This is a genomic window from Streptomyces sp. AgN23 (assembly GCF_001598115.1).
Classification (GTDB): Bacteria; Actinomycetota; Actinomycetes; order Streptomycetales; family Streptomycetaceae; genus Streptomyces; species Streptomyces antimycoticus.
In genome coordinates, this window is sequence record NZ_CP007153.1 from 1,641,869 (window position 1) to 1,667,255 (window position 25,387).

Below are 25,387 nucleotides of genomic sequence, written 5' to 3' on the forward strand. Positions count from 1 at the left end.
CCCGGGCACGCCCCCGGCACCATGGCGATGAAGGTCGAGCTGCCGGAGACCGGGACCATGCTCTTCACCTCGGACGCCGTCTACATGGGTGACTCCTACGGCCCACCGGCCACCCCCGCCGCCATCGTCGACGATCTGACCGCCTGGTACGGCTCGGTGGAGAAGCTCCGCGGCATCGCCGAGCAGTCGGACGCCACCGTCGTCCTCGGCCACGACGCCGAGCAGCTGCGCTCGATGCGGCTCGCCCCCAGCGGCTTCTACGCCTGATCGTCCGGGTCCCGGCGGGCGTCCGGTACCGTTTCGCCGCGTCGCTGGGACCCAACCGATCCCCAGGAGGGACGCGTATGAGCACCACCGCTCCGGCCGGACCCGAATCCGTTTTCACCTACGGCGCCCCGGCGCTGAAGTTCGGGCCGGGAGCATCCGACGAGATCGGCTACGACCTCGCCCAGCACGGGGCCCGCCGGGTCCTCGTGATCACCGACGCCGGGGTGGCCGCCACCGGCGCGCCGCACCGCATCGCCGAGCGGATGTCCGCGTTCGGCATCGAAGCCCATGTCTTCGACGGCGTACACGTGGAGCCCACCGACGTCAGCCTGCGGGAAGCGGTGGACCATGCGCTGGCGTCGGGCCCGTGGGATGCCTTCGTCGCGGTGGGCGGCGGCTCCAGCATCGACACCGCCAAGGCCGTCAACCTGCTGAGCACCAACCCCGGCGAGCTGATGGACTACATCAACGCGCCGGTGGGCAGGGCGCTGGCACCCGCGAACCCGCTGAGGCCGCTGGTCGCGGTCCCCACCACCACCGGAACCGGCGCGGAGAGCACCACCATCTGTGTGCTCGACGTCCTGGAGCTGAAGGTCAAGACCGGTATCAGCCACGCCCGCCTGCGGCCCACGCTCGCGGTGATCGACCCGGAGCTGACCTTCACCCAGCCCGCCGGGGTGACCGCCGCCAGCGGCATGGACATCCTCTGCCACGCGCTGGAGAGCTACACGGCCCGCCCGTACGACACCTACCCACACAAGCGCCCCGAGCAGCGCGTGCCCTACTGCGGCGCCAATCCCATCTCCGACGCGTGGTCGGAACGGGCGCTGCACCTGCTCGCGCGGTCCTTCCGCACCGCGGTCCGCGACGGCGACAACTCCCAGGCGCGGTCCGACATGGCACTGGCGGCAACCTTCGCCGGTCTCGGATTCGGCAACGCGGGCGTCCACATCCCCCACGCCAACGCCTACCCGATCGCCGGACGGGTGAAGGACTTCCACCCCGCCGACTACCCCGCACACGAGCCGATGGTGCCCCACGGCATGGCGGTCTCGCTCACCGCGCCGGAGGCGTTCCGCTTCACCTTCTCCGCCCGGCCCGAGCGGCATCTGCGGGCCGCGGAACTCCTCGCCCCGGAGATGGAACGTCCCGCCGACCCCGCCGAGTATCTGCCCACCGCGATCGAGCAGTTGATGCGCGACATCGGCATGCCCAATGGCATCGGCGGTGTCGGCTACGGCAAGGGAGACATCCCGGCGCTGGTGGAGGGCGCCATGAAGCAGCAGCGACTGCTGTCCACCGCTCCGCGCACGGTCACCGAGGACGACGTGGCCGGCATCCTCGACCGCTCTCTGACGCTCTGGTGATGTGAGGGACCCCATGGCCATCTATGAACTCGCCTGCGAGACCGGACACCGGCCGCCCTGCTCGGCAGTAACGCCCTGCTCATCGCGCTGTTCCAGCGAGACCTGGTGCATCAGCTGGATGAGCGGCTCCGCACCGCCGCCACGGCCACCGCGCGTCTGACCGACCTCTCCCACGTGGCGGGCGATCGGAGTCCGCAGGTGCGTGACGCCGTGGAGCAGCATCTGACCGGCGATGTCCATCTCGCCTACCTCGGCTCGAACGGCCGTGTGCGACAGGTCATCCGGCACGCCGCGCACAGCGCTCCCGCCCTGCCCCGCCTCGACGCGACAGCGGTCGGAGAACGCGACCGCCACCCCTTCGAGGTCCCGGCCGTCGACGGCGGCGAGGCATGGCGGGTGATCGCCGTACCCCTCGACGTACCGCTCAAGGCGCCGCGCAACGCGCCCGGCGGCAGCGTCGTCGTCGCCAGTTCGCTCTCCCAGGTCAACGGGACGATCAGACAGCTCGGCACCCGGATGTTGCTGATCGACTCCCTGGTGCTGGCGCTGCTCGGAGTGGCCGGGTGGTTCGCCGTGCACGGCGGGCTGCGCCCGTTGCGCCGGATCGAGGCCACCGCGGCGGCCATCGCGGACGGCGATCTGTCCAGCCGTGTCCCGGAGTTGGCCGCCTCCCGCACCGAGCTCGGCCGTCTGGCCGCGGCGCTCAACGGCATGCTGGATCGGATCGAGGCGAGTGACGCCGCGCGGGCGGCCGCCGCGGAGCGGATGCGCCGCTTCATCGCGGACGCCAGCCATGAGCTGCGTACGCCCCTCTTCGGCATCAAGGGGTTCACCGAGCTGTACGGGATGGGCGGCATGCCCGAGCGCACCGATGTCGACCGCGCGATGGGCCGCATCGAGCGGGAGGCGGCACGGCTGGTCCGGCTGGTCGAGGACCTGCTGCTGCTCGCCCGCCTCGACTAGTCCGCCGCCACCGCGGACCTCCCGCTCCGTCTCACCCCAATGGATCTGCGCACCCTGGCCGCCGACGCCCTGCACGACCTGCGCGCACTCGATCCCGGCCGCCCCGTCACGCTCACCGGCCCCGGTGGCGGCCCGCCGGGGCCGGGGCCGGTCCTCGGCGACGAGGCGCGGCTGCGGCAGGTGACCTCGAACCTCGTCGGCAACGCGGTGGCCCACACCCCGTCCGGCACCCCGGTCCGGATCGGCGTCGGCACTCAGGACGGCCTGGCGGTGCTGGAGCTCCACGACGAGGGGCCGGGGATGTCCGGGGAGCAGGCCGCCCGCGCCTTCGACTGCTTCTACCGCGCGGACCACGCCCGTGGCCGCACCGAGAGCGGCGGCGCGGGCCTCGGCCTCGCGATCGTCGACTCCCTGGTGACGGCCCACCACGGCCGGGTGGAGGTCCGTACGGCCCCGGACGAGGGCGCCACTTTCCGCATTCTGCTCCCCCTGCACACCTGAGCACGCGTCCCAACCGATTGCCGGGAACGGATGGCCACCGCCTGATCCGGATGAAGCAAGCGCCCGGCCGCTTTTACCGTTCCGGTGAAATCAGCGCGCAGGAGGCGTATATGGACATCGTTCGCGGTGCGCGGACGGCCGTGATCGTGGGCGCGGGGGTGGCCGGCCTGACCGTGGCCATCGCCCTGGCACGCAAGGGGTGGCGGGTCGACGTCGCCGAGATCGATCCGCGGGGAGCTACGGCCGGGTGGGGCCTGTGCCTGACCGGGCCGTCGCTGCGGGCGCTGGACGTGTTGGGGCTGGCAGACGCGTGCCTGACCGAGGGCTATGGCATGAACATCATCACGCATGTCGAGGTCAACGGCCGGATCGCGGACGAGGTGCGGCTGCCCCGCCTGCTCGGGGCGCATCGGCCGGCGATGGTCGGCATCGCACGCCCCGGGCTGCATCGCATCCTGTCCGAGGAGGCCGAGCGGAGTGGCGTGGTGGTGCGCAACGGCCTGACCGTGACGGCGGTGAACGAGGAGGGCGACCTGGTACGCGTACGGCTATCGGACGGGACCGTCCGGACGGCCACGCTCGTCGTGGGAGCGGACGGGATCCGCTCGTCCGTCCGGAGCCTGGCTGGCCTTGAGACCACACTCGACTACCACGGGCAGATGGCGTGGCGGGCGCTGGTGCCGCGCCCGGCCTGGGTCACCGGAATCCATCAGTTCGCGGGCAAGGTCAACACGGCCGGGATCGTACCGATTTCGGCCGGCCAGGCGTATGTGTTCCTGACGGAGAACGGAGTGGAGCCGGGCGCCCTGCCCGACGCCGAGCTCGCCCCGCGCATGCGGCAACTGCTGGAGGTCTTCCCAGAACGCGTGGCGGAGATCCGCCCTCTGGTGTCGGAGTCGGAGTCGGTGGTGCGCCGACCCGTCCGGACGGCGCTCCTGGCGGGAGCCTGGAGCCGCGGAAACTGCGTCGTCATCGGCGACGCCGCGCACGCTCCGGCACCGCAGATGGCCAGCGGCGCGGCCCTGGCCATCGAGGACGGGCTCGTGCTGGCCCAGGAGTTGGAGCGCCACGAGCAGGTCCGCGCGGGCCTGGAGGCGTTCACCGCCCGGCGCGCGAAGCGGTGCCGCACGCTCGTCGAGACCTCGGTGACGATCGTCGGCCTGGAGCAGGCACGCCGCCACCACGACGCATATCCGCTGACCGACGCGTGCCACCGGCAGATGGCCGAGCCCGCATAGCCATCCGCCCGCGCAACGCACGGACGCACCGTCCCGCGCGATCGACGAATCGGCCCACCGACGAGCCGACGAGCTGATGAACCGAGTATCGAGAATCGACGAGGAGAGCAGTTGCCTGCCGCACCGTCCCGCACTCTGCCCGAGGCGCAGCAGTGGCTGCGCGACCATCTCGAGCGACGCGAGCATCCCTTCAACGCCATCGACCGCGCCGCCGCCGCACGGCACATCGACACGCTGCCGGGCACCGATTCCGAGACCTGGGCCGAGCACTGGCTGGCGGGTGCGGAGTACTTCGCCGCCCGGGCGTGCGAGGCCGAGAGCGGCGGTGACCACGCGGGGGCCCTGGAGAACTGGTGGCAGGCGTATCAGTTCGCCTTCCTGGGCCGTTTCCCCGCCCCGCTGCACCCGGCCAAGCTCGCTGCCTATCACCGGGCCGTGGAGTGTTTCCGCCGGGTGTCCGCACTGGAGCCCACCCCCATCCAGCATGTGGCGCTGCCCTTCGAGGGGCGCGACGGTGAGGGAGACATGGTGCGGTTCTTCGTGGCACGTCCGCCAGGAGGAGCGGCGCGCCCGCCGGTGGTCATGATGTGGGGCGGCATCGATGTGTGGAAGGAGGAGAGTTACGCCCGCGGGCGGATGCTGCGTGAACGAGGCTTCGCGACCCTCCACATCGACAAGCCCGGGGTGGGGCAGTCACCTCTGCACGCCGGCCCTGATGCCGAACGGCAGTGGGATCCGGTCTTCGCCTGGCTGCGCGACCAGGACGACCTGGACACGGACCGGGTGGCGGCCCTGGGGCTGTCGTTCGGGGGCTACTGGGCGCTGAAGCTCGCCCACACCCACCGCGAACACCTGGCCGCCGCCGTCAACTGGGGAGGCGGCGTCCATCTGACCTTCCAGCCGGAGTGGCAGGAACGGAGCCGCAACGCCTCGTCCTATCTGATGGACCTGATGCCGGCCCGGGCACGCATCTTCGGCGGTAGGACCTTCGAGGACTACGTGGCCCGCTGCCCGGAACTGTCCCTGCTGGACCAAGGCGTTCTGGACCTGCCGTCGTGCCCGTTGCTTCTGGTCAACGGCAAGGACGACCAGCAGAACGCGTCGGCGGACATGTACCTCGCCCTTGAGCACGGGAGCCCCAAGACCGCCCGGATGTTCCCGGGCGGCCATATGGGGGTGGGACCCGTGTTGCCGTCCGTCGTCAACTGGCTTGCAGAACAGTTGAGTTGACCCGTCACACACGAGGAGTGCCTGAGATGAGCGACACCAGCTTGATCACCCACCTGCGGCACATCGATGTCGCCATGCCGAACTTCGCCGAGCAACGCCGGTTCTACACCGAACTGTGGGGACTGACCGAATCCCACGGCGACACCGGCGTCTCGTTCCTGGCCGCCGAAGGCTCCCCGGAGCAGTACGTGGTGCGACTGCGCGAGGACGCCCATAAGCGCACCGACCTCATCGCCTTCGGCGCTGCCGATGTGGCGGACGTCGACACCCTGGCCGCGCGGCTGATGGCACAGGGCGTACGGCTGGTGCACGAACCCCGGGCCATCGACACCCCCGGGGGCGGCTATGCGGTGCGCTTCTTCGACAACGAGGGCCGGGTCGTCGAGGTTTCGGCCGATGTCGCTCCGCGTCGGCACCGCACGATCGAGGCCCGCGAGTCCGTCCCCGTCCGCCTGTCGCATGTGCTGATGAACTCGCCCACGCCCGAAGCCACGGTGGCCTGGTACATCAAGCACCTCGGGTTCCGGCTGTCGGACACCCTGTGTGTCGGTGGCCGCGGTGAGATCATGTGGTTCCTGCGGTGCAACACCATCCACCACAGCTTCGGCATCGTGCGGGGGCCGCACGCGGCGTTCCACCATGCCTCCTTCGAGCTGCGCGGGGTCGACGAGTTCATGCGGGGCACCGGCCGGATGCAACGTATGGGCGTTGAGCGCCTGTGGGGCCCGGGTCGGCATCGCGCCGGGGACAACTCCTTCAGCTACTTCCTCGACCGGGCCGGCAACACCGTGGAGTACACCACCGAGCTGGAGGTCCTGGACGAGGACACCTGGCATCCGCACCTCTACGACCTGCGCGACCCCGCCAACGCCGACCAGTGGGGCACCGCGAATGAGATGGACGAGTTCATCGCCGCCAAGTCCCATAACGACGTCGACCCCGGGCTGTTCGTCGCCCCGCCCATGTGAGCGTCCGGCCGAGAGCGGGACTCTTCGCCGTATCGTCACCGGAGGGCGTTGCGCGGAAGGATTTCGCGTACGCGAGGCCGAAGGGAGATGAGGCCGTGGCCGCTTTGCTGCGGGATTTCCTCATGACCCGATCCGAGAACCCCGTCGACCTGCTCAATGCCGCCACCCGGCTGTTCGGCGGTTCGATCACCACGTCACCGCTGGCCGGCCTGGGCAGCGGGGACCACGAACTGCGCGGCGTCGCCGCCCACGACTTCGCGGTCGGCTTTTTCGCCTCGCCCCTGGACGTACGTGTCGCCGCGGCGCCGGGCCGGCGCTCGTATTTCGTCAACCTCGGTGTGTCCGGTGAGATCGCGGCATCCCGCGGCGCCCTGAGGGCGACCCTCGACAAGGCGACCGCGGGAGTCGTGAACCCCGGAGACACCCAGGAGCTGCGGCCACTGGGCAGCCGGACGCGATTCCTGGGGCTGCGGATCGACGCCGCGCTGGTCGACCAGGAATTCGCCGCGCTGACCGGACACCCGCCGGTCTCCACCGTGCGCTTCGACTTCGCCCTGGATCTGGCCCGGCCCAAGGGCCGGGCGGTTCGGCTGCTGGTCCGCTCCCTCATCGAACAGCTGGACTCGGGGGATCCCCTGTTCCACCGTGCCGAGCTGCAACGCAGCCAACTGCGGTGCATCGTCACCGCCCTGCTCCTGGCGCAGCCGCACACCCACACCGGCGAACTGTGGGACAGTCCTCGCCCAGGCTACCCGCGTTTCCTGCGCGCCGCCCTCGCCTTCATCGAATCGAACCTCACCGAGCGCATCAGTCTCGGTGGCATCGCCGACGCCGCGCAGTGCAGCCCGCGGACCATCAGCTCCGCGTTCCGTGAACGGTTCGGGCTGCCTCCGCTGGCCTACGTACGCAACCTGCGGCTGGCTCGGATCCGTGAGGACATCCTCACCTCCACCGACCCCGTCGGGGTGATCGCCTACCGATGGGGCATCACCCATCTGGGCCGCTTCGCCGGTGAGTACCGCGACCGCTTCGGCGAACTGCCCTCGGCCACTGCGGCCCGTAGGTAGCCGCGAACGGCTGCTGCGCGGTATCGACGGACGGTGTCGACGGACGCCGCTCGCCAGGCATCGGCGAGGCCCGCACGCCGATGCCGTTCCGCGCCACTTACGAAACGGCCCCGGAAGCAGAATCGCCGCCGCCCTTCCGGACGCCCACCCGGCGCCGGACCCCGTCGAGGATCCCTCCCACGCCGTCGGCGAGGCGTTCGTCGGGGCTCGCCGTCTCGAAGGCGGCCAGACCCGCGGCGAGTTCGGGGAAGTCGCCGGCGGCCGCCACCACCCGCTCCGGGTCCCACTGCTTCGCGGCACGCAGTCCCTCGCGCGCCTGCTCCTCCATGGTGTGACCGAGGTCGAAGTGCAGCAAACCGAAGACCGTGCCGGTCGCCCGGGCGCGCGGCAGTCCCGCGTCCGTGAGGGCGGCGAGGAGTGCGTTGCCCAGGTCGCACACACGGCTCAGCCCGGTGTGCGCCGCCGGTAGTAGTGCACGGTGACGACGGCCAGCAGCGGCCCCCACGCCACCAACGGCACGTAGCAGAGGTTCATCAGCCACTCTCCCCACCGCGTGATCTCCATGTCCGCGTGCAACGTGGTCCAGGTGAACAGCACACCGTAGATCGTGCAGCCGAGTGCGCCCAGTGCCGCGGGTACGACCGCGGCGTATACGGGGATGCGGCGGCCTCTCAGACCCGGGATCCAGCGCGGCCACACCTCGCCCCATGGCCGCACCAGCCCCAGCGTCAGGAAGGCCAGGGCCTCCTGGAACACCGACAGCAACGGCACCACGAGATACCCCCAGCCGGGGATGAGCATCGAGTCGTACTCGGATTCGGCGAGCCCCAGCGGGACGCCGAGCACCACGGCGAGCCGCCAGAGGGCGGACGGCGCGGATGCCCATAAGGTCGCGGCCGCCACGCGTCCGGCCCACGAGGGGACGGGCGCGGCGGTCAGGAGGGGCGAGGGGGCGGGCGGCGACGCGCTGATGGACATGACGCTGGCTCCCCCTATGCGTTTTTACTCCGACATCCCAGAGATTGCCACGCACCGTCCCACGGCCACATCCACCCGGAGAACGCGACGGCGTCCACCTCCGGGCTCATGGGCGAAGGCGGGAGTCAGACCTTGGGACCACCGTCTGTGGTGAGTCAGCATCAGTGAGCCCGGGCGGTGGCGGTTCACCCGGCCGCCTGGGAAGGAGGACAGATTCCGGCCGCATTGGCTCCTAACCTGCAGTCGAGCCATCGCTGAGAGCTGAGAGCTGAGAGGGAGAAACGATGCGCATCGCTGTCACCACCCCGACCGGAAACGTCGGCCGCCATGTCGTCGCCACGCTGGTCCGCGCCGGGGTCCGGCCGCGCGTCTTGCTGCGCGCCCCCGCCCGGCTGGCGCCGGAGGTGCGAGACGCGGTGGATGCCGTGCCGGTCGACCAATACGACGCCGATGCGGTGGTGGCGGCGACCACCGATGTCGACGCGCTGTTCTGGGTGAACCCGGCCGGCGGCAGCGAGGACCCCCTCGCCGAATACGACCGCGGCACCAGGAGCGTGGTCCGCGCCGTCACCGAGAACCGGATCGGCCGCGTCGTCTTCCAAAGCAGCGTAGGCGCCGAGAAACGTCATGGTGCCGGTGAGATCGACGGCCTGGCGCAGACCGAGACCGCTTTGGACGGCACGGGCGTCGATGTCACCCACCTCCGCTGCGGCTATTTCTTCACCAATCTCGAGCTTCAACTCGGGGCCCTGCGAACCGGCACCCTCCAGGTGATCCTTCCGCTCGACCAACCCATGGCCTGGGTGGCGCCGCGCGACATCGCCGAGGTCGCCGCCACCCGTCTCCTCTCCCCCACCTGGTCGGGACGCTGCGTACAGGCCGTTCATGGGCCCGCCGACCTCACCTGGCGAGAGGTCAGCGACATCCTCACCGCTGCCACCGGTCGGCGGATCGCCGTCGAACAGATCACGGACGACGCCATGCGCACCCAGCTCCACCGGGCGGGGATGGCCGAGCGCCTGGTCGAGGCCGTGATCGGAATGTCGACCGGCCTGCGCGAAGACTTCGTCCCCGAACAGCGCCGCAGCCTCCGGACCACCACCCCGACCACCCTCGCCGCCTGGGCCTACGACCACCTTCGGCACCGGCTCGCCGACGCGTCGTAAGCCATCCCGAGTCCCCAGAGTCGGAGTCGGAGTCGGAGTCATCCCGAGTCATCCGGAGCCGGAGTCCTCCGGTCACTCGGCCACCACCGCGAGTGCCTCGACCTCCATGAGGAACTCCGGCCGCACCAGCGAGACGACCTGCACCGCCGAGGCGGCCGGCAGCCGGTCGTCGGGCAGGTGGAGGGCGCGGGCCTCACGGATGGCGGGCATGTGGGCCATGTCCGTGACGAAGTAGGTCAGCTTGATCACGTCGTCGAACGTCGCACCTGCGGCGCCGAGGCAGCGCCGCAGGTTCTCGAAGACCTGGCGGGCCTGGGCCGCCGGGTCGCCCTCGCCGACGATGCCACCCGCCTCGTCCAGGGCGAGCTGGCCGGAGACGGCCACGAAGTGTCCGGTGCCCTTGACGACATGGGAGTAAGTGGGCACGGCGTCCTCGGCCAGTTTGGCGGCCAGCCTGATGGCGTCGCTGAGCATGACTCCAGCCGCGCCCAGCGCCCGAGCGAGGCGTCGCTTACGCTCGACAACTCTGCGCGATGGTGCGGTGGGAGGATGAACAGGCTTGGTGGACAAGCGAGTTGTCACCGTGACGGGTGGGGGCACGGGCATCGGGGCCGCCACCGCCCGTCTGCTGTGGCGTCCGGAGTAGCCCGGCGTGCTGCGTGCCCCCGGCACCCGACGGTCGGCCCCCGACGGTCGGCGGCAGCCGCCGGCCGTTGCCTCACCGACCGCCACCAATCCGTGCCTCGCGAACGCGTCGTCCTGGTGCGGGACCTCGAAATTGGACCGGACCATTGACACTCACTGGTCTAGTCCTGTTTTCTCGTGGGCGCGCAGCCTCCCCCCACGCCGTCCGATCATCCCGTCCCACCTCGGTTCGGCTCCGTCTTCCCCCACACCAAGGAGCGGCCACCATGAGCCTCCGTTTCCCCTTGAGCAAGAGGGTTCTTACCGGCATGTGCGTCTCTGTCGCCACGGCCGGACTGCTCGCCACGGTCTCGGCGACGACCGCCGACGCGGGCACCACCTCCGCCACCGCGAAGGCGGCACTCCCCGAGCACGCGCTCGTGGGCTATCTGCACTCGAGCTTCGCCAACGGCTCCGGATACACCCGCATGGCCGATGTCCCCGACAGCTGGGACATCATCGACCTGGCCTTCGGCGAACCCACCTCCACCACCTCCGGCGACATCCGCTTCAGCCTCTGCCCGCAGGCCGAATGCCCGAACGTCGAGTCCGAGGACGAGTTCAAGGCCGCCATCAAGGCCAAGCAGGCCGCGGGCAAGAAGGTGCTGATATCCATCGGCGGGCAGAACGGCCAGGTGCAGCTCACCACCACCGCCGCCCGCGACAAGTTCGTCGAGTCGGTCGGCGCGATCATCGACAAGTACGGACTGGACGGCCTGGACATCGACTTCGAGGGCCATTCGCTGTCGCTGGACGACGGCGACACCGACTTCAAGAACCCGAAGACCCCCGCGATCGTCAATCTCATCTCGGCCGTGAAGTCGCTCAAGGCGAAGTACGGATCCGACTTCACCCTCACCATGGCCCCGGAAACGTTCTTCGTGCAGCTGGGCTACCAGTTCTACGGTGCGGGCCCCTCCGGCGGCCAGGACCCGCGTGCCGGGGCGTATCTCCCGGTCATTCACGCACTGCGGGACGACCTCACCCTGCTGCACGTCCAGGACTACAACTCCGGACCCATCATGGGGCTCGACAACCAGTCCCACACCATGGGCAGCGCCGACTTCCACATCGCGATGACCGACATGCTGCTCACCGGCTTCCCCGTCGCGGGCGACACCAACAACGTCTTCCCGGCGCTGGACCCGTCCCAAGTGGCGATCGGCCTGCCCGCGAGCCCCACCGCGGGCAACGGCCACACCCAGCCCAGTGAAGTGACCAAGTCCCTGAACTGCCTGACGAAGAAGACCGACTGCGGCGGCTATCAGCCCCACGGCAGCTGGCCCGCCCTGCGCGGGCTGATGGCCTGGTCGATCAACTGGGACAGCTTCAACGGCGGCGAGTTCGCGAAGAACTTCGACGCCTACTACGGCGGCTGAAACCGCGTCGGACACGCGTCGCCGGCCTCACCGGGCGGTCCCGGTGAGGCGTCCCGTGTCGATGTCAGCCGGCCACGCCGCCGGCGAACGGCATCGTCCGCCATTGGTCGACGGCCGGCTCCACGTACTCCATCAGCAGCGGCAGTTGCGGTACGAGCGAGAGGGAGGCGATGGCCCGCAGCATCCCCACAGCGTTCACGAAGCCCAGGACGTCCTGGTTCAACGGCCTCATGCCGTTGCGCCGCGCGCCACGGTTGTAGGCGGATTCGAGGGTCGGCCCGAGAGCGGCCAGGTCCCACTCGACGGGGCCCAGCGTGACCAGCTCGAAGTCGGCGTAGAGGTCCCCGTCCGCCCCGGAGAAGATGTTCGCGGGCGGGGAGTCGCCGTGGATGGGCTGGAGGTCGATCCCCGGGAACGCCGTTTCGAACGCCGCGCGTGAGCGCACGAGAGGTTCCAGGACCTGCCACTCGCGGCGTGCGCGCTCCAGATCGGCCGGGCCGATGAGGTCGGCGCGCGTTTCGAGCAGAGCGAAGCTGTCCACGATGAACCGCGGTTCGGCCGCGGACAGAAACGACAGTGGACCCGGGTATGCGCGCATCGCGGCATGCAGGTCAGCGGTGATCTCGGAGTTCGCCACATAGTCGGGCTCGGTGTCCCGGCGCTCCTCGACGAACTGCCAGAAGGTCATCGCGAATCCGTCGCGCTGAACGGGCTCCAGTGGCACGAGAGGACTGGGCGGGATCACGGGGGTTCCCCGGTCCGCGAGCCACCGTGTCACATCCAGTTCCACCTGCTGGCGGCGTGCCCGGGAATCGAGGTCCACGTAGCGCGGCAGAACGGTGGGAACCCGCGCCACGACCGGTGCGGGCGCAAGGTGGACGACCACGGAGAACAGGTCATGGAGCACCTTGGCATCGGTCACGGTGAGTCCGAGATCACGCGCTGCTCCGACAGCCGCGTCGACCGCGGCGGAGGTGCGGCGGGCGATGTGTTGTGGTGGCGCGGAATCCGTCATGGCCCGATCGTCGCATGTCGGCGGAGTAGATGGCGCGGAGCGAGCGAAGGAGCCGGGCCGGTCCTCCCTACCGGGCAGCGCCGTACCCGATCGATCGGATAGGGGCCGGGTGCCCCGTGCCGTATGCACGTTTCCGGGGGCGGTGGGCGGGGACCCACCCTGTGTGAGCCGAGAACGCGGCAAGGCCACCGGCCCCGCACGGCTGCGCTTCGACGGATGGATCGCGGGCACAGGCACCTCCTCCGGGACGCGCATCGTGCTGGGGCACTGGGAGCGATCGCCGTTCGGGCCGTTCAGCGACGTGATGCTCGATCGCGCTGACGGTGAACGGCTGCTGCTCGCTCCCACACCGGAGACGGCGGACTTCATCGCCCTCACCTACACCTTCGACGCGGTGCGCATCGCGCCGGTCCGCGTGAGCGTCGGGGCGGGCACCTGGACCGTCCGGGCCGGGGCACTGGACATGCGCTTCACCACGGGCCGACGAGGGCCCCTGGGGCTGCTGCTGCGTGCCGTGCCCGGCGCACTCGCCCGCCGTCCGGGATGGAGCGCGCTGCTGGACGTCCCCGCCCGCCTGCTGCTGGCCGGTGTGCGCACTCGCGGCAGCGCCGGGGGCGGGCGCCGTGAGTGGTACGGCGCGCGGGATCTGAGGCCGATCGTCGCGGTGTCGGCGGTCTTCGAGGGTGACGACCTCGGTGTGATGGCGCCCGTCGAACCCCCGGTGCGCTTCGGGTTCGGTTCGGTGCCCCGGAGGCCGAGCGTCACCCGGGTCACCACGACGGTGGCACTGGGCCGGGGCCGCGCGCCCTTCAGGTCCCCGGCCTGAGCCGGGCCCGAGCCGGGGGCCTGAGCACGCGCCGGCCAAAAGGGTTTGAGATCCGCGACCTTGGCTAGAAGAGTGACTGACCGAGGTGCTTCGGAAAGCAGGCACACCTGGCGGGAGCCGCGCGCCACGCGCTGCGAGCCCCAGACCGTGCCGTGCCGGCCTCCCGCTCTGCTGTACAGCGACAAGCAGGGAGGAGAGAACCTCGATGAGCGCGACGTGTGCAGGCGCCCGCCGCCGTCACGACGACACTCCTGACACCGCGGCCGACTTCGAGCGGCTTGCCGCCATGGCTGAAGGACCCGAGCGGGAGGCACTGGCCGAGAAGCTGGTCGAAGCGTGGCTGCCGATGGCCCACCGCCTCGCCCGCCGCTACCGCAACCGCGGAGAGAACCTGGAGGACCTGGAGCAGGTCGCCGCCCTGGGCCTGGTCAAGGCCGTCGACCGCTACGACCCGCAGCGCGGAGGCGCGTTCCAGCCGTACGCGATCCCCACGATCGTCGGGGAGCTCAAGCGCCACTTCCGCGACTGCGCTTGGGACGTGCACGTGCCCCGGCGGGTGCAGGAGCTGCGCAACAAGGTCCGCGCCACCATCCAGGAGCTGGCCACCGCGGAAGGCGCCGATCGCTCCCCCACCGTGGCACGGGTCGCCGAAGCCGCCGGCATGAGCGAAGAGGACGTACTCACCGGGATGGAGGCCATCGACAGCTTCCGCTCCCTGTCCCTGGACGCCGAGCTCGCCGGCGCGGACGACGGCTACTCCCTGGCCGACACCCTCGGCCGGCCCGAGGCCCGCTATGAGACGGTCGTCGCCCGGGAGTCGGTCAAGCCCTGTCTGCACCGGCTGCCGGAGCGGGAGCAGCGCATCCTGTATCTGCGGTTCTTCCACGATATGACCCAAGCCGGTATCGCCGAGGAGCTGGGCATCTCCCAGATGCATGTCTCCCGTCTCATCTCCCGTAGCTGCCACACGATCCGCAAGCAGGTCGAGGCCGAGCCGCAGCCCGAGAACGTACCCGTGCCCGTCTGACGCCCTGTGAGTGAAGAGACTCCCCGTACGTGAGGCGACACCGCCCTCACCGCACGTATCACGCCGCATGATGATGAAGAAGAAGGAGCCTGCCATGCTCATGGCCCACCCCGCGGTTCTGACCGGCCTCATCCGACAGTACGAGACCCTGCGAACCCTGCACGCCGAGGACGGCGGCCCAAGGGCGCGGCAGCGGCTCGACGACGTCGCCTACACGCTGTGCGTCGTCACCGGCACCCGCGATGTGGACGCCGCTCTGATCGCCGCCCGGCATCAGCTCCCCGGCGCCCACACCGAGGACGACTCCCTTCTCCCCTCCGTCTGAGGCACACCCCCGCGTGCCCCGGCCGCCGGCCGGGGCACGCGCCCGTCGCGGTCGCACCGCACCGCACCGCACCGACCTGTATCGCACCGACCTGTATCGCACCGACCTGTATCGCACCGACCTGTATCGCCCGGCGTGCGCGGTTCGGCCAGGTGGCTACGGAGTGTCGTCCGAGCCCGTCGCGGAGGGTCCCGCGCCGAGTCCGGTGAGAAAGGCGGCGAGGACGCGGCGCAGGCGGGGTTCCACCTCGACGACCGCGTGGCCGAGCCGGGGGTCGGTCTCGTAGAGCTCCCGCAGGCGCGGGCCGGGGGTGGCCATCTGCCACAGGGCCCCGGCCATGCCGGTCGCCGCGGCGACCAGGTCGACGGTCTGCGACTCGGTCAGTCCGAGCAGTCGTCGCAGCTCGCCGTCGATCAGCTCGATCTCCTCGAGCGTCACCAGTTTGAAGGCGCGCACCGAGTCGATCGAGACATTGCGCTCGAGGTTCAACGGCGCCTGTGCCAGCAGGTCGCAGAACATCGGCCGGGCCGCCAGCGTGGCGGCGACGACCTCGGCAACCTCCGTGGGCGTGGCGTGCGCCCTCCGTGCGAGATCGCCGCGCAGGTCCGCGGACCACTGCCGCCAGCCTTCCGCGGTGAGCCGCAGGAAGATCTGCTCCCTCGTCTCGAAGTAGCGAAGCAGGGCCGACTTGTGCATCCCTACGGCCGCGGCGATGTCGGTGAGGGTGACGTCGCGGACCCCGCGCCGGCGGCCGAGCGCACGGGCCGCGTCCAGGATCGCCTCTTCCCGCGCCTGCTTGGCCTGGGTACTGCGGGCACGTTGGAAGGCAGGCGTCGTCATGCCCCACATCATAGGAACCCGTAAGGCAACGTCGTTGCATTATTAAGAGAACGGTGTTGTACTAACGGCATGAAGCAACAGGTCTGGTTCATCACCGGTTCATCGCGCGGCCTCGGGCGCGCCCTGGTCACCGCCGCCCTCGAGGCCGGCGATCATGTCGTGGCCACCGCCCGCGACCCCAAGGCCCTCGCGGAGGCATTCGGCGAGTACGGCGACCGCGTCCATCCCGTCGCGCTGGACGTCACGCGTCCCGAGGCGGCGCACGAGGCCGTCGAGGCGGCGCTCGCCCGCTTCGGGCGCATCGACGTGCTCGTGAACAACGCGGGATACGCGAATGTGTCGCCCATCGAGACATCGGACGACGACGACTTCCGCGCCCAGTTCGAGACGAACTTCTGGGGCGTCTACAACGTCACCAAGGCCGCGCTTCCGGCCCTGCGCCGCCAGGGAGCCGGCACCGTCGTGCAGATCTCCTCGATCGGCGGGCGGGTCGGCGGATCGCCGGGCATCGCCTCCTACCAGGCGGCCAAGTTCGCGGTCGACGGCTTCAGCCGGGTGCTCGCCATGGAGACCGCACCGTTCGGCGTGCGCGTCATGGTGGTCGAACCGAGCGGCTTCGCCACCGACTGGGCCGGTTCCTCCATGACGGTCCAACCCATCCCCGACGCCTACGACGAGACCGTCGGGGCGATGAACCGGCTGGTGCGGCAGAGCACAACAGGAGCGGCCGGGGACCCTCGGCGCGCCGCCGAGATCATCGTGCGCACCGTCCACCGCGACCAGGTCCCGAGCCATCTCCCGCTGGGCGTGAACGCGACGACCATGGCGCGGGACTACTCCCAGCACCAGCTCGCCGAGGCGACCGCCTGGGAAGAGGTCAGCCGCTCGGCCGACTTCGGCGAGCCCTACCCCGCACAGCTCCCGCCCGAGGGCACGGCCGAGTAGGGCCTGCCGGGATCGCACCGGTCACACCACGCGTCGCGGGCTGCGACCGGCACGACGGTGTCCCTCGTGGTCACCCGTCCTCGCCGACCGGGCCGAGGAGCCCCGCCACGAGTCCGCGGGCGTAGGCGGCGTCGAGTCCGGCGGGGCGGAAGAGAATGCGGTACATCAGGGGGGCGACGACGCGGTCGATGACCGTCTCGACCCCGGGGACGTCGTCCCCGCGTCCGGTCGCGCGGGCCAGGATGAGGCCGACCTGGTCGGCGGCATAGGCCGAGCACTGGCCGGCGTTGGTGCCGTCGGGGTCGCCGAGCAGGGCGTCGCGGATATAGGCACGGCCGGCGGGGGAGGCCATCTCGTCGAGGAACTGCTCGGCCCAGGCCGCCAGGTCGGATGCCAGGCCGCCGTGGTCCTTGGGCGCGGTATCGGGCCGCAGCCGCTCGACCGCCACGTCCGAGAGCAGCTCCGCGAGGTCTCCCCAGCGACGGTAGATCGTGGAGGGGGTGACCCCGGCGCGCTGGGCGACCAGCGGCACGGTCAGGGCGTCGCGGCCCACCTCCGCTTCGAGTTCGCGTACGGCGGTGTGCACCGACGCCTGGACCCGGGCGCTGCGCCCGCCGGGGCGCACCATCTGCCTGCTCATCCTTCCACCTTAAAGCAAATTTCTTGCTTCTAGACAGTGGTGCGCCCCCGACCGCTGCCCCAGGCCGCCGTCAGGCCGCCGGTGCGAGCACGCGGGTCGGCTGGGACTGCTCGTAGGCGTGGCCGACCCGCAGGAGCACGTTCTCCCCCAGGGGCCGCCCCAGCAGCTGCATGCCGATCGGCAGGCCCGCCGTGTCGTGGCCGACCGGGACGGACAGTGAGGGCACTCCGGTGAGGTTGGCGGGGGCCGAGAGGCGTACGTAGGCGTCGGAGACGGCTTCGACCGTGCCGTCCGCCCAGGTGATCGTCTCCTGGTCGGCCTTGGCCGCGGTCGCCGGAACCGTCGGGGCGGCGATCACGTCGACATCGGCCAGCACGCGCGCCCACTCCTGGCGCATCAGCGTCCGGGAGCGCTGGGCGCGCAGATAGTCCCCGGCGGGCATCAGCTCCCCGGCTTCGAGCAGGGTGCGCACGTCCACCTGGTACAGCTCGGGCACCGCGCGCAGGGTGCGCTCGTGGTAGGCGGTCGCCTCCGGCACCATCAGGCCCCACTGAGTGGCCTGGATATAGCGGGTCATGGGGATCTCGACCTCGACCAGGCGTGCGCCGAGGGCCTGAAGCCGGTCGACGGCCTGCCGGACCGCGGCTTCCACCTCCGTATCGACGTGCTCGAAGTAGTAGTTGCGCGGCACGCCGACGCGCAGTCCGGTCAGGTCCTGGCCCGCACCGGGCCGGTAGTCCTGCGCGGGCGCGTCCAGGGAGGCGGGGTCGCGGGGGTCGTGTCCGGCGAGAGCCGCCAGGACCAGGGCCTGGTCCTCGACGGTGCGCGTCAGGGGGCCGACGTGGTCCAGCGACCAGGACAGGGACGTGACGCCGTGGCGGGGTACGAGGCCGTAGGTCGGCTTGAGGCCGACGACTCCGTTGAGCGCGGCGGGGACGCGGATGGATCCGCCGGTGTCGGTGCCCAGGGCGAAGGTCGCGGTGCCTGAGGCCACGGCCACGGCGGATCCGCCGCTGGAGCCGCCGGCGACCCGGCCGGTGTCCCAGGCGTTGCGGGTCTGCGGGGTGGTGAGCCCGTAGGCGAACTCATGGGTGTGGGTCTTGCCGACCAGGACCGCGCCGGCCGCGCCGAGGCGGGCGGCGACCGTGCTGTCCGCCTGCGCGCGGTGGTCGTCGCGGACCCGGGAGCTGGCGGTGGTGGCCACGCCGGCGACGTCGATCAGGTCCTTCAGCCCCATCGGGATGCCGTGCAGCGGGCCGCGTGAGCGGCCGGCCGCGATGTCGTCCGCGGCCTTGCGCGCCGCGTGGCGCGCCTGCTCGGCGGTCACCGTGGCATAGGCGTTCAGGTGGGGTTCCAGCCGCTCGACGCGTTCCAGGACGGAGTCCACCAGCTCGACCGGGGACAGCCGCCCGGCCCGGATCGCGGCGGCGGCCGCGGTGAGGGACAGTTCATACGGCTGCATCGTGCTGCTCCTCTCGCGCACGGTAGGCGGGGGCGGGCGGGGTGTCACCGAAGTCGAGTTCGCGCAGGACGGCGACGACCGAGTGGATGTGATTGGCGGTGGCCGCCGCCGCGGCGTGGCGCTCGGGCGGCAGCGGGAGCCCGGCGCGGGCGGCCCAGCGGGCCGCTTCCGGAGGGGTGAGTTCAGCAGCGGGCATGGTGTCTCCCTCATGGACCGGAGAGGCGGAGCGATTCCGGAGGAGTGACCCCGGCGATCCCCGGCAACCCCGAAACAAAAGCTAACGGTTTGCGTTAGTCGACTGTAGGGCCTACAGTCCCTTAAAGCAAATGCGTCGCTTTTAGCGGGAAGGAGTCCCATGCCCAGCGCCACCTCCGGCGCCCCCGCGCAGTGCCCCTACACAGCCGTTCCCCTCCGTGAGACCACGGCCGGCCGCACCGCGCCCCTCCGCGAGACCACGGCGAACCGCACCGCGGCCCTCGTCCTCTACGCGTCGGTCCTCACGACCCTCCTGGCCGCGTCCAGCGCCCCCACCCCGCTGTACCCGCTCTACCAGGACCAGTGGGGCCTGTCCGCACTCACCATCACGGTGATCTTCAGCGCCTACTCCCTGACCCTCCTGCTGGCCCTCCTCACCGTCGGAGCCCTCTCCGACCACCTGGGACGGCGCCCCGTCCTGGTGGGCGCGCTGGTTCTGGAGGCCGTGTCCATGGTGCTGCTGGCCACGGCGGACGGCGCCGGACCGCTGATCGCCGCCCGGGTCCTGCAAGGAGCGTCCACCGGCGCGGCCACCAGTGCCTCGGGAGCGGCGCTCCTCGACCTCGACGACCCGCTGCGCCCCGGCCGATCCGCCCTGACCAACAGCATCGCCCCGGTGGCCGGCATGGCCGGCGGCGTGCTCGCCTCGGCCCTCCTCATCCCCCTCTCCCCCGCGCCCACGGTCACCGTCTACCTGCTGCTGGCCGCACTGTTCGTGGCGCAGGCGGCCGCGGTCACCTTCACCGCGGAGAGCGGACACCGACGCCCTGGCGCGCTGCGGTCGCTGCTCCCGCGGCTCGGCGTCCCGCCCTCGGCCCGCCGCGCGCTGCTGACCGTGGGCACGGGTGTCGTCGCGGTCTGGGCGCTCGGCGGGCTCTACTCCTCCCTGGGACCCGCGCTCGTACGCCTTGTGGCCCCCGGCACTCCCCGTACCGCGGGCGGAATGGTGTTCTTCACCGTCAGCGCCGCCGCCGCGCTCACCGTATGGACCCTGCGGCGCACGGCACCGACCACCGCCGCCACCGGCGGCTGCCTGGCCGTCATCCCCTCCGCCGCCCTGAGCCTGGGCGCCCTGCACGGCGCCGGACCGCTCGCCCTGTTCGGCGGCGCGGCCCTGGCGGGCATCGCCTTCGGCGCCGTCTCCCAAGGGGCGCTGCGGATGCTGCTCGGCTCGCTCGACGAGCGGGACCGGGCCACGACAGTGGCCGCCTACTACGTCCTGAGCTATCTGGCGATGAGCCTGCCCGCCATCGCCGCGGGCGCCGCCGCCCAGCACTACGGGCTCCGCGCCGCCTCCTACGCCTACGCCGTCGGCGCCGCCGTCCTCGCGGCCGCGGCGGTGGCGGCACTCACCGCGTCACCGCGCGCCGCACTCCCCCGCTAGAGACCAAGGAAACGACGGACCATGCACACAGCACACAGCATCGACATCCCCTTCTGGACCGTGGGCGACCTCATCGTCCACCGCATCGACGAGGTGCTCCTGCCGCCGCAGACCGGGCCGTGGCTGCTGCCCGACGCCACCACGGACGTGGTCACGCAACAAGACTGGCTGCGCCCGGACTTCGCCGATCAGAAGGGCATCCTGCGCCTCGGCAGCCACAGCTTCGCCTTCGAGGTGAGCGGGCTGAAGGTGCTCGTCGACACCGGCATCGGCAACGGCAAGACACGGGCCAACCCCGCCTGGCACGATCTGCACACCGACTACCTGGAGCGTCTGACCGCCGCCGGATTCCCCCCGGAATCGGTCGACTTGGTGATCCTCACCCATCTGCACACCGATCACGTCGGCTGGAACACCCACGAGGTGGACGGCGCATGGGTGCCCACCTTCCCCCATGCGCGCTACCTCACCTCCCGCGCCGAACGGGAGTTCTGGGCGAGCTATGACATGGACGAGCCGCGCGCGCAGATGTTCCGTGACTCCGTGACCCCGATCGAGGATGCGGGACTGCTCGACCTGGCCGACGTCCTGGCCGAGGGCACCGAGGTCGCCCCCGGGCTGCGGCTGATGCCCACGCCCGGCCACACCCCCGGCCATATCGCCCTCCAGCTCACCAGCCGCGACAAGACGGCGCTGATCACCGGCGACTGCATCCACCACCCCGTCCAGCTCGCCCACCCCACCATCGGCTCATGCGTCGACATCGCCCCCGAGCAGTCCGAGGCCACCCGCCGCGAACTCCTCGGCTCCCTCGCCGATACGGACACGCTCCTGCTCGGCACCCACTTCCCGCCGCCCACCGCCGGCCGTGTGATCACCCACGAGAACACCTACCGGCTCTCGCCCGTACGCCCGGACACCCGGTGACAACGGGACGTACATCGAGCGCGGCCCACCCCATCGGGGCACCCCATCAGCCCAGCTCTGGCCCGCGGTACTCGCTCATCGCGTCGATGAGCCAGCGCGCCAGGTAGTCGGCGAACGAGGACCGGGGGAACAGCCGGTAGGCCGGGGCGCCGTCGACCTGCCAGAGCAGCACCGCGACGGGCCCCACCGTGGTCGACACCGCGTGGCCGGGGCCGAAGGCCCGGGGGTGCAGGTCCAGCGGGCAGCCCTTCTCCAGCACCTGCCGAGCGGCCGGGCCGCTCAGCTCCAGCGTGGTGCGGTTCGCCGAGACGTCCACGACCGAGCCCGGCTCCGCTCCGAGTGCCGCCCGCAACGCGGCGACCACGGCGGTCCCGTCGACCCCGTCGGCCTGGGCGAACACGAGCCATTCGTCGGGTCCGAGCCAGAGAACCGTGTGCGAACCCGAGGCGGTGGTGTGGCCGCACTGCCGCGGCAGTGGCGCCCCCAGGGACTGCTCGACGCGGCCGGCCGCTGCGGAGGCGGGGTCGACGCGCAGGTTCACCATGGTGCGGAACGGCCACTCGGTCAGCGTGACGCCCCAGGGGCCGGTGACGGTGGCGGTGCGCATCCGCTCCGCCAGATGGGCCAGGGGGCTGGTGCGCAGCGCCACCGGGCCCGCGCCCGCGACTGCCCCTGCGCCCGCGGCGTTCGTCGGCTCAGCCATCTCGCCTGGTCCCTTCGGGGTCGTAGAGGACGGTGTCGGCCACCAGGACGGGCACCAGGTCCTCGCCCACCGGGGCGAGGAGGGTCTCGCCGATCCGTGCCCGCCCGTCGGCGACGAGGGCGAGGGCGAAGGGGCGGCCGAGGGCCGGGCTGTGGTAGCTGGAGGTGACGTGGCCGAGCATCGGCACCGGCCCGGCCTCGGGAGTGAGGGGCACGTTCGGCGCGATGAGCTGGGTGCCCTCGGGCAGCCGGGTCCGCCGATCGCTCGGCAGCAGGCCGACCAGCTGCTTGCGGTCGGTGCGGGAGGTGTCGGCGCGGGAGTACGAGCGGTTTCCGATGAAGTCCTTGCGCTGGGAGACCACCCAGGACATGCCCGCGTCCTGCGGGGTGACGGTGCCGTCGGTGTCCTGGCCGACGATGATGTAGCCCTTCTCGGCCCGCAGCACGTGCATGGTCTCGGTGCCGTACGGGGTGATGTCGTACGGCCGGCCGATCGCGTACACCTCCTCCCAGACCGCCGGGCCGTACCACCCCGATACGTTGATCTCGTAGGCGAGTTCGCCGGAGAAGGAAATCCGGCAGATGCGGGCGGGGATGCCGGAGGCCAGGGTGGTCTCGCGGAAGGCCATGAACGGGAAGGTCTCGTTCGACAGGTCGACCTCGGGCGCGAGATGGGCCACGACCTCGCGCGACTGAGGGCCGACGACCGCGATCGTCGCCCACTGCTCGGTCACCGAGGTGCAGTGGACATCGAGGTCGGGCCATTCGGTCTGCAGCCACTCCTCCAGCCACTCCAGGACGGCGGCCGCGCCACCGGTCGTGGTGGTCGTGAAGTAGCGGTTCTCGTCGAGGCGCAGCGTGACACCGTCATCGAAGATCATCCCGTCGGGCTTGCACATCACGCCGTAGCGGGCCATGCCGGGCTTCAGCTTCTTGAAGGCGTTGGCGTAGACGCGGTTGAGGAACTCACCCGCGTCCGCGCCCCAGATCTCGATTTTGCCGAGGGTGGAGGCGTCCATGAACGCCACCCCCTCACGGGCCGCGCGGCACTCGCGGGCCACGGCCGTGTCCATGTCCTCACCGGGCCGGGGGTAGTACCGGGGCCGCTTCCACTGCCCGACGTCCTCGAACACCGCCCCGTGGGCGACGTGCCATGGGTGGATGGAGGTCGTGCGCTCCGGATCGAACAGCTCGCCGCGCTCACGCCCGGCCAGCGCGGCGAAGGCCACCGGCGCGTACGGCGCCCGATAGCCCGTGGTGCCGATCTGCCCGGGTGACGCGCCCGCCCCGAGCGCCTCGGCGATCACACCGATGGCATTGACATTGGAGGTCTTGCCCTGATCATTCGCCGTGCCGAGCGAGGTGTAGCGCTTGATGTGCTCGACGCCGCGCATACCGGCGCCGGTGGATCGCCAGATGTCGGCGACGGTGACATCGCGCTGGAGGTCGACGAAGTGGGTGTCCCAGTCGCCGGGTTCGCTGCCGGGGCCGGGCGCGGGCACCAGCCACAGTGCGCGCACCGGGCCCGCCACGGCCCGGGGCCGCGCGTCGCGGGAGGGCGGTTCGGGCGCGGCCACCGCGAACCCGGCGTCCGTCGCGGCCGCCGCACCGGCCCGCGCCCCTTCGGCGAGACAGCCGTCGAGGTCGTACGTCCCCCGGGCCGCGCCGACGATGTGCTGGTTCCGTACGGTGCCGTCCGGGACGAAGGCGGCCAGGTCCTCGTCCCAGCGCAGCGTGCCCTGGCGCTGGCCGTGCAGGTGCACCACCGGGCTCCAGCCGCCGGAGACGGCCAGCAGGTCGCAGTCGAACGACTCGCTCTCACCGCTGAGTTGGCCCTCGGTGTCGAGGGCCTGGACGGTGACACCGGTGAGCCGGTTCGCGCCCGCGGTGTCGACCACCGCACTGCCCGTCAGCACCCGCACCCCGCTCGCCACGGCGACCTCGGCGGCCCGGCGGGACAGCTCGGGCCGCGCGTCCACGACGGCGGCGATGTCGATCCCGGCGGCGTGGAGATCGGCCACCGTGTCATAGGCGCTGTCATTCACCGTGCCCACCACGGCTCGCGAACCCGGCACCACCGCATACCGGTTGAGGTACGAACGCACGGACCCGGCGAGCATCACCCCGGGCCGGTCGTTGCCCGCGAAGACCAGCGGACGCTCGTGGGCGCCGGTGGCCAGCACCACCTGGCGGGCCCGGATGTGCCACAGCCGCTGCCGCGAGACACCTGCGGACGGCTCGGGAGCGTCGGCGCCGAGGTGGTCGGTGCGCCGCTCCAGGGCCAGTACGTAGTTGTCGTCGTAGCTGCCGAACGCCGTGGTGCGCCGCAGGACGACGACCTCCGGGGCGGCGTCGAGCGCCGCGCGCACTCCGGCGACCCACTCGAGGGCGGTCTGCCCGCCGACCCTGTCGGTGCGCCCGGAGAGCAGCGAACCGCCGGGCTCGGGCCGGTCGTCGAGGAGGATCACCCGGGCGCCGGAGCCCGCGGCAGCGGCGGCGGCCGCGAGCCCGGCCGGTCCGGCGCCGACGACCAGGACATCGGTGTGGACGTACTTCTTGTCGTAGTAGGCGGGGTCGGGGCTCGGGTCGAGCCGCCCCATCCCGGACAGCGTCGTGGCCGACAGCCCGTCGTACAGCTCCGCCGTCGTGGCGGGCACCATGCCCTCGGAGCACGGCCCGTCGATCTGCAACAGGGCATTGGGCTCCTCGACACCCGCGGCGACGATGCCGCGCGGGCGGCCGCGGTAGATCGACGGGGCGGCCTCGACGCGCCCGTTCGCCAGCATCGCCGAGGCGACGGTGTCACCGGGGTGCCCGGTCATCTCCCGGCCGTCGACGGTGAACCGCAGCACGGTGCCGCGGTCGACGCGGCCCCCGTGCGGGAGCCGGAATCGCTGATCGGTCATCGGTTGCCTCCGGCCGGTTCGGCGGGCTGGTGGACGTCCGCCCGGCCGGGCAGTGCGGGGCGTGGCTCGTCGAGCCGGTAGGCGGCCAGCACTTCGTAACTCACCGTGTCACGGAGGACGTTGAACCAGCGGCGGCAGCCGGTGCCGTGCATCCACCGCTCGGCGAACGGCCCCTTGGGGTTGTCGCGGTAGAAGACATACGCGGCCCACTCCTCGTCGGTGAGGTCCGCGGGGTTTCCGGGGTAGGGGACGTGGGCCTGTCCCCCGTAGTGGTATTCGGTCTCGTCGCGAGGACCGCACCATGGGCAACTGATCAGCAGCACGA

26 protein-coding genes and 1 pseudogene are annotated in these 25,387 nt (G+C 71.3%); 16 read left to right on the forward strand and 11 right to left on the reverse strand.

Going from position 1 to position 25,387, the window contains the following annotated elements; all coding sequences use genetic code 11:
- Positions 1 to 27: 27 nt before the first annotated feature.
- The 8 genes from AS97_RS07185 to AS97_RS07215 all read left to right on the forward strand — a co-directional run bounded on the left by AS97_RS07185 (position 28) and on the right by AS97_RS07215 (position 7,601).
- A complete protein-coding gene (locus tag AS97_RS07185) occupies positions 28 to 267 on the forward strand; it encodes a hypothetical protein (protein ID WP_210564544.1) in 240 nt (79 codons plus the stop codon).
- A gap of 77 nt (positions 268 to 344) precedes the next feature.
- Complete coding sequence (locus tag AS97_RS07190; protein ID WP_059149282.1) at positions 345 to 1,634, forward strand: hydroxyacid-oxoacid transhydrogenase; 1,290 nt, start codon at positions 345 to 347, stop codon at positions 1,632 to 1,634.
- A 105-nt stretch (positions 1,635 to 1,739) separates the two neighbouring features.
- Positions 1,740 to 2,597, forward strand: a complete 858-nt coding sequence (locus tag AS97_RS48910; protein WP_349017581.1) for a HAMP domain-containing sensor histidine kinase — start codon at positions 1,740 to 1,742, stop codon at positions 2,595 to 2,597.
- A gap of 39 nt (positions 2,598 to 2,636) precedes the next feature.
- On the forward strand, positions 2,637 to 3,098 hold the full coding sequence (locus AS97_RS48915) for a sensor histidine kinase (RefSeq protein ID WP_349017582.1): 462 nt from the start codon (positions 2,637 to 2,639) through the stop codon (positions 3,096 to 3,098).
- Positions 3,099 to 3,208: 110 nt separating this feature from the next.
- On the forward strand, positions 3,209 to 4,336 hold the full coding sequence (locus AS97_RS07200) for an FAD-dependent monooxygenase (RefSeq protein WP_236669526.1): 1,128 nt from the start codon (positions 3,209 to 3,211) through the stop codon (positions 4,334 to 4,336).
- Between the two features lie 111 nt (positions 4,337 to 4,447).
- Complete coding sequence (locus AS97_RS07205) at positions 4,448 to 5,566, forward strand: alpha/beta hydrolase (protein ID WP_210564545.1); 1,119 nt, start codon at positions 4,448 to 4,450, stop codon at positions 5,564 to 5,566.
- A 26-nt stretch (positions 5,567 to 5,592) separates the two neighbouring features.
- Positions 5,593 to 6,534 (forward strand): VOC family protein, encoded by a 942-nt coding sequence (locus AS97_RS07210; RefSeq protein WP_210564546.1) that lies wholly within the window; start codon positions 5,593 to 5,595, stop codon positions 6,532 to 6,534.
- A gap of 122 nt (positions 6,535 to 6,656) precedes the next feature.
- Complete coding sequence (locus AS97_RS07215) at positions 6,657 to 7,601, forward strand: AraC family transcriptional regulator (RefSeq protein ID WP_232546518.1); 945 nt, start codon at positions 6,657 to 6,659, stop codon at positions 7,599 to 7,601.
- A 97-nt stretch (positions 7,602 to 7,698) separates the two neighbouring features.
- Here AS97_RS07215 and AS97_RS07220 read toward each other — a convergent pair whose 3' ends face one another.
- Complete coding sequence (locus tag AS97_RS07220; protein WP_247204262.1) at positions 7,699 to 8,040, reverse strand: TetR/AcrR family transcriptional regulator C-terminal domain-containing protein; 342 nt, start codon at positions 8,038 to 8,040, stop codon at positions 7,699 to 7,701.
- 5 nt (positions 8,041 to 8,045) lie between these two features.
- Positions 8,046 to 8,579 (reverse strand): hypothetical protein, encoded by a 534-nt coding sequence (locus AS97_RS07225; RefSeq protein WP_210564549.1) that lies wholly within the window; start codon positions 8,577 to 8,579, stop codon positions 8,046 to 8,048.
- A gap of 284 nt (positions 8,580 to 8,863) precedes the next feature.
- On the opposite strand from AS97_RS07225, the gene AS97_RS07230 reads away from it, so the two are divergent.
- Positions 8,864 to 9,745: an NAD(P)H-binding protein gene (locus AS97_RS07230; protein ID WP_210564550.1), complete on the forward strand. Its 882-nt coding sequence runs from the start codon at positions 8,864 to 8,866 to the stop codon at positions 9,743 to 9,745.
- A 72-nt stretch (positions 9,746 to 9,817) separates the two neighbouring features.
- Here AS97_RS07230 and AS97_RS07235 read toward each other — a convergent pair whose 3' ends face one another.
- A complete protein-coding gene (locus AS97_RS07235) occupies positions 9,818 to 10,219 on the reverse strand; it encodes a RidA family protein (RefSeq protein ID WP_059149273.1) in 402 nt (133 codons plus the stop codon).
- A 572-nt stretch (positions 10,220 to 10,791) separates the two neighbouring features.
- Between AS97_RS07235 and AS97_RS07240 the strand changes: the two are divergent.
- A pseudogene (locus AS97_RS07240) lies at positions 10,792 to 11,808 on the forward strand (chitinase); the annotation flags it as partial.
- A gap of 64 nt (positions 11,809 to 11,872) precedes the next feature.
- Here AS97_RS07240 and AS97_RS07245 read toward each other — a convergent pair.
- Positions 11,873 to 12,823, reverse strand: a complete 951-nt coding sequence (locus AS97_RS07245) for a phosphotransferase (protein WP_059149272.1) — start codon at positions 12,821 to 12,823, stop codon at positions 11,873 to 11,875.
- A 163-nt stretch (positions 12,824 to 12,986) separates the two neighbouring features.
- On the opposite strand from AS97_RS07245, the gene AS97_RS07250 reads away from it, so the two are divergent.
- From AS97_RS07250 to AS97_RS07260, 3 genes are all read left to right on the forward strand, one after another.
- Positions 12,987 to 13,649, forward strand: a complete 663-nt coding sequence (locus AS97_RS07250; protein ID WP_059149271.1) for a hypothetical protein — start codon at positions 12,987 to 12,989, stop codon at positions 13,647 to 13,649.
- A gap of 205 nt (positions 13,650 to 13,854) precedes the next feature.
- A complete protein-coding gene (locus AS97_RS07255; protein ID WP_210564551.1) occupies positions 13,855 to 14,676 on the forward strand; it encodes a SigB/SigF/SigG family RNA polymerase sigma factor in 822 nt (273 codons plus the stop codon).
- Positions 14,677 to 14,770: 94 nt separating this feature from the next.
- Positions 14,771 to 15,001, forward strand: coding sequence for a DUF5133 domain-containing protein (locus AS97_RS07260; protein WP_059149269.1), 231 nt, complete (start codon positions 14,771 to 14,773; stop codon positions 14,999 to 15,001).
- A 156-nt stretch (positions 15,002 to 15,157) separates the two neighbouring features.
- On the opposite strand, the gene AS97_RS07265 is transcribed toward AS97_RS07260, so the two are convergent.
- Positions 15,158 to 15,841 carry a TetR family transcriptional regulator gene (locus AS97_RS07265; protein ID WP_210564552.1) on the reverse strand — a complete coding sequence of 228 codons (684 nt, stop codon included), beginning with the start codon at positions 15,839 to 15,841 and terminating at the stop codon, positions 15,158 to 15,160.
- A 69-nt stretch (positions 15,842 to 15,910) separates the two neighbouring features.
- On the opposite strand from AS97_RS07265, the gene AS97_RS07270 reads away from it, so the two are divergent.
- On the forward strand, positions 15,911 to 16,786 hold the full coding sequence (locus AS97_RS07270) for an SDR family NAD(P)-dependent oxidoreductase (RefSeq protein WP_210564553.1): 876 nt from the start codon (positions 15,911 to 15,913) through the stop codon (positions 16,784 to 16,786).
- A 70-nt stretch (positions 16,787 to 16,856) separates the two neighbouring features.
- Here the strand turns inward: AS97_RS07270 and AS97_RS07275 are convergent, their stop codons facing one another.
- The 3 genes from AS97_RS07275 to AS97_RS07285 all read right to left on the reverse strand — a co-directional run bounded on the left by AS97_RS07275 (position 16,857) and on the right by AS97_RS07285 (position 19,084).
- A complete protein-coding gene (locus tag AS97_RS07275) occupies positions 16,857 to 17,426 on the reverse strand; it encodes a TetR/AcrR family transcriptional regulator (RefSeq protein ID WP_059149267.1) in 570 nt (189 codons plus the stop codon).
- 70 nt (positions 17,427 to 17,496) lie between these two features.
- Positions 17,497 to 18,888, reverse strand: coding sequence for an amidase (locus tag AS97_RS07280; protein WP_210564554.1), 1,392 nt, complete (start codon positions 18,886 to 18,888; stop codon positions 17,497 to 17,499).
- Positions 18,875 to 19,084 (reverse strand): hypothetical protein, encoded by a 210-nt coding sequence (locus AS97_RS07285; protein ID WP_086705980.1) that lies wholly within the window; start codon positions 19,082 to 19,084, stop codon positions 18,875 to 18,877. Before AS97_RS07285 ends, AS97_RS07280 begins: the two co-directional genes overlap by 14 nt.
- Before the next feature lie 159 nt (positions 19,085 to 19,243).
- Here AS97_RS07285 and AS97_RS07290 point away from each other — a divergent pair, with 159 nt between their 5' ends.
- On the forward strand, positions 19,244 to 20,527 hold the full coding sequence (locus AS97_RS07290) for an MFS transporter (RefSeq protein ID WP_210564555.1): 1,284 nt from the start codon (positions 19,244 to 19,246) through the stop codon (positions 20,525 to 20,527).
- A gap of 21 nt (positions 20,528 to 20,548) precedes the next feature.
- Positions 20,549 to 21,454: an MBL fold metallo-hydrolase gene (locus tag AS97_RS07295; RefSeq protein ID WP_210564556.1), complete on the forward strand. Its 906-nt coding sequence runs from the start codon at positions 20,549 to 20,551 to the stop codon at positions 21,452 to 21,454.
- A gap of 46 nt (positions 21,455 to 21,500) precedes the next feature.
- Here the strand turns inward: AS97_RS07295 and soxG are convergent, their stop codons facing one another.
- From soxG to AS97_RS07310, 3 genes are read right to left on the reverse strand one after another with little or no spacing between them, the layout of a single operon-like run.
- Positions 21,501 to 22,157: a sarcosine oxidase subunit gamma family protein gene (soxG, locus tag AS97_RS07300; RefSeq protein WP_210564557.1), complete on the reverse strand. Its 657-nt coding sequence runs from the start codon at positions 22,155 to 22,157 to the stop codon at positions 21,501 to 21,503.
- Positions 22,150 to 25,062: a sarcosine oxidase subunit alpha family protein gene (locus AS97_RS07305; RefSeq protein WP_210564558.1), complete on the reverse strand. Its 2,913-nt coding sequence runs from the start codon at positions 25,060 to 25,062 to the stop codon at positions 22,150 to 22,152. The genes soxG and AS97_RS07305 overlap by 8 nt, the downstream gene beginning before the upstream one ends.
- Positions 25,059 to 25,385, reverse strand: coding sequence for a sarcosine oxidase subunit delta (locus AS97_RS07310; protein ID WP_059149261.1), 327 nt, complete (start codon positions 25,383 to 25,385; stop codon positions 25,059 to 25,061). Before AS97_RS07310 ends, AS97_RS07305 begins: the two co-directional genes overlap by 4 nt.
- Positions 25,386 to 25,387 lie beyond the last annotated feature (2 nt).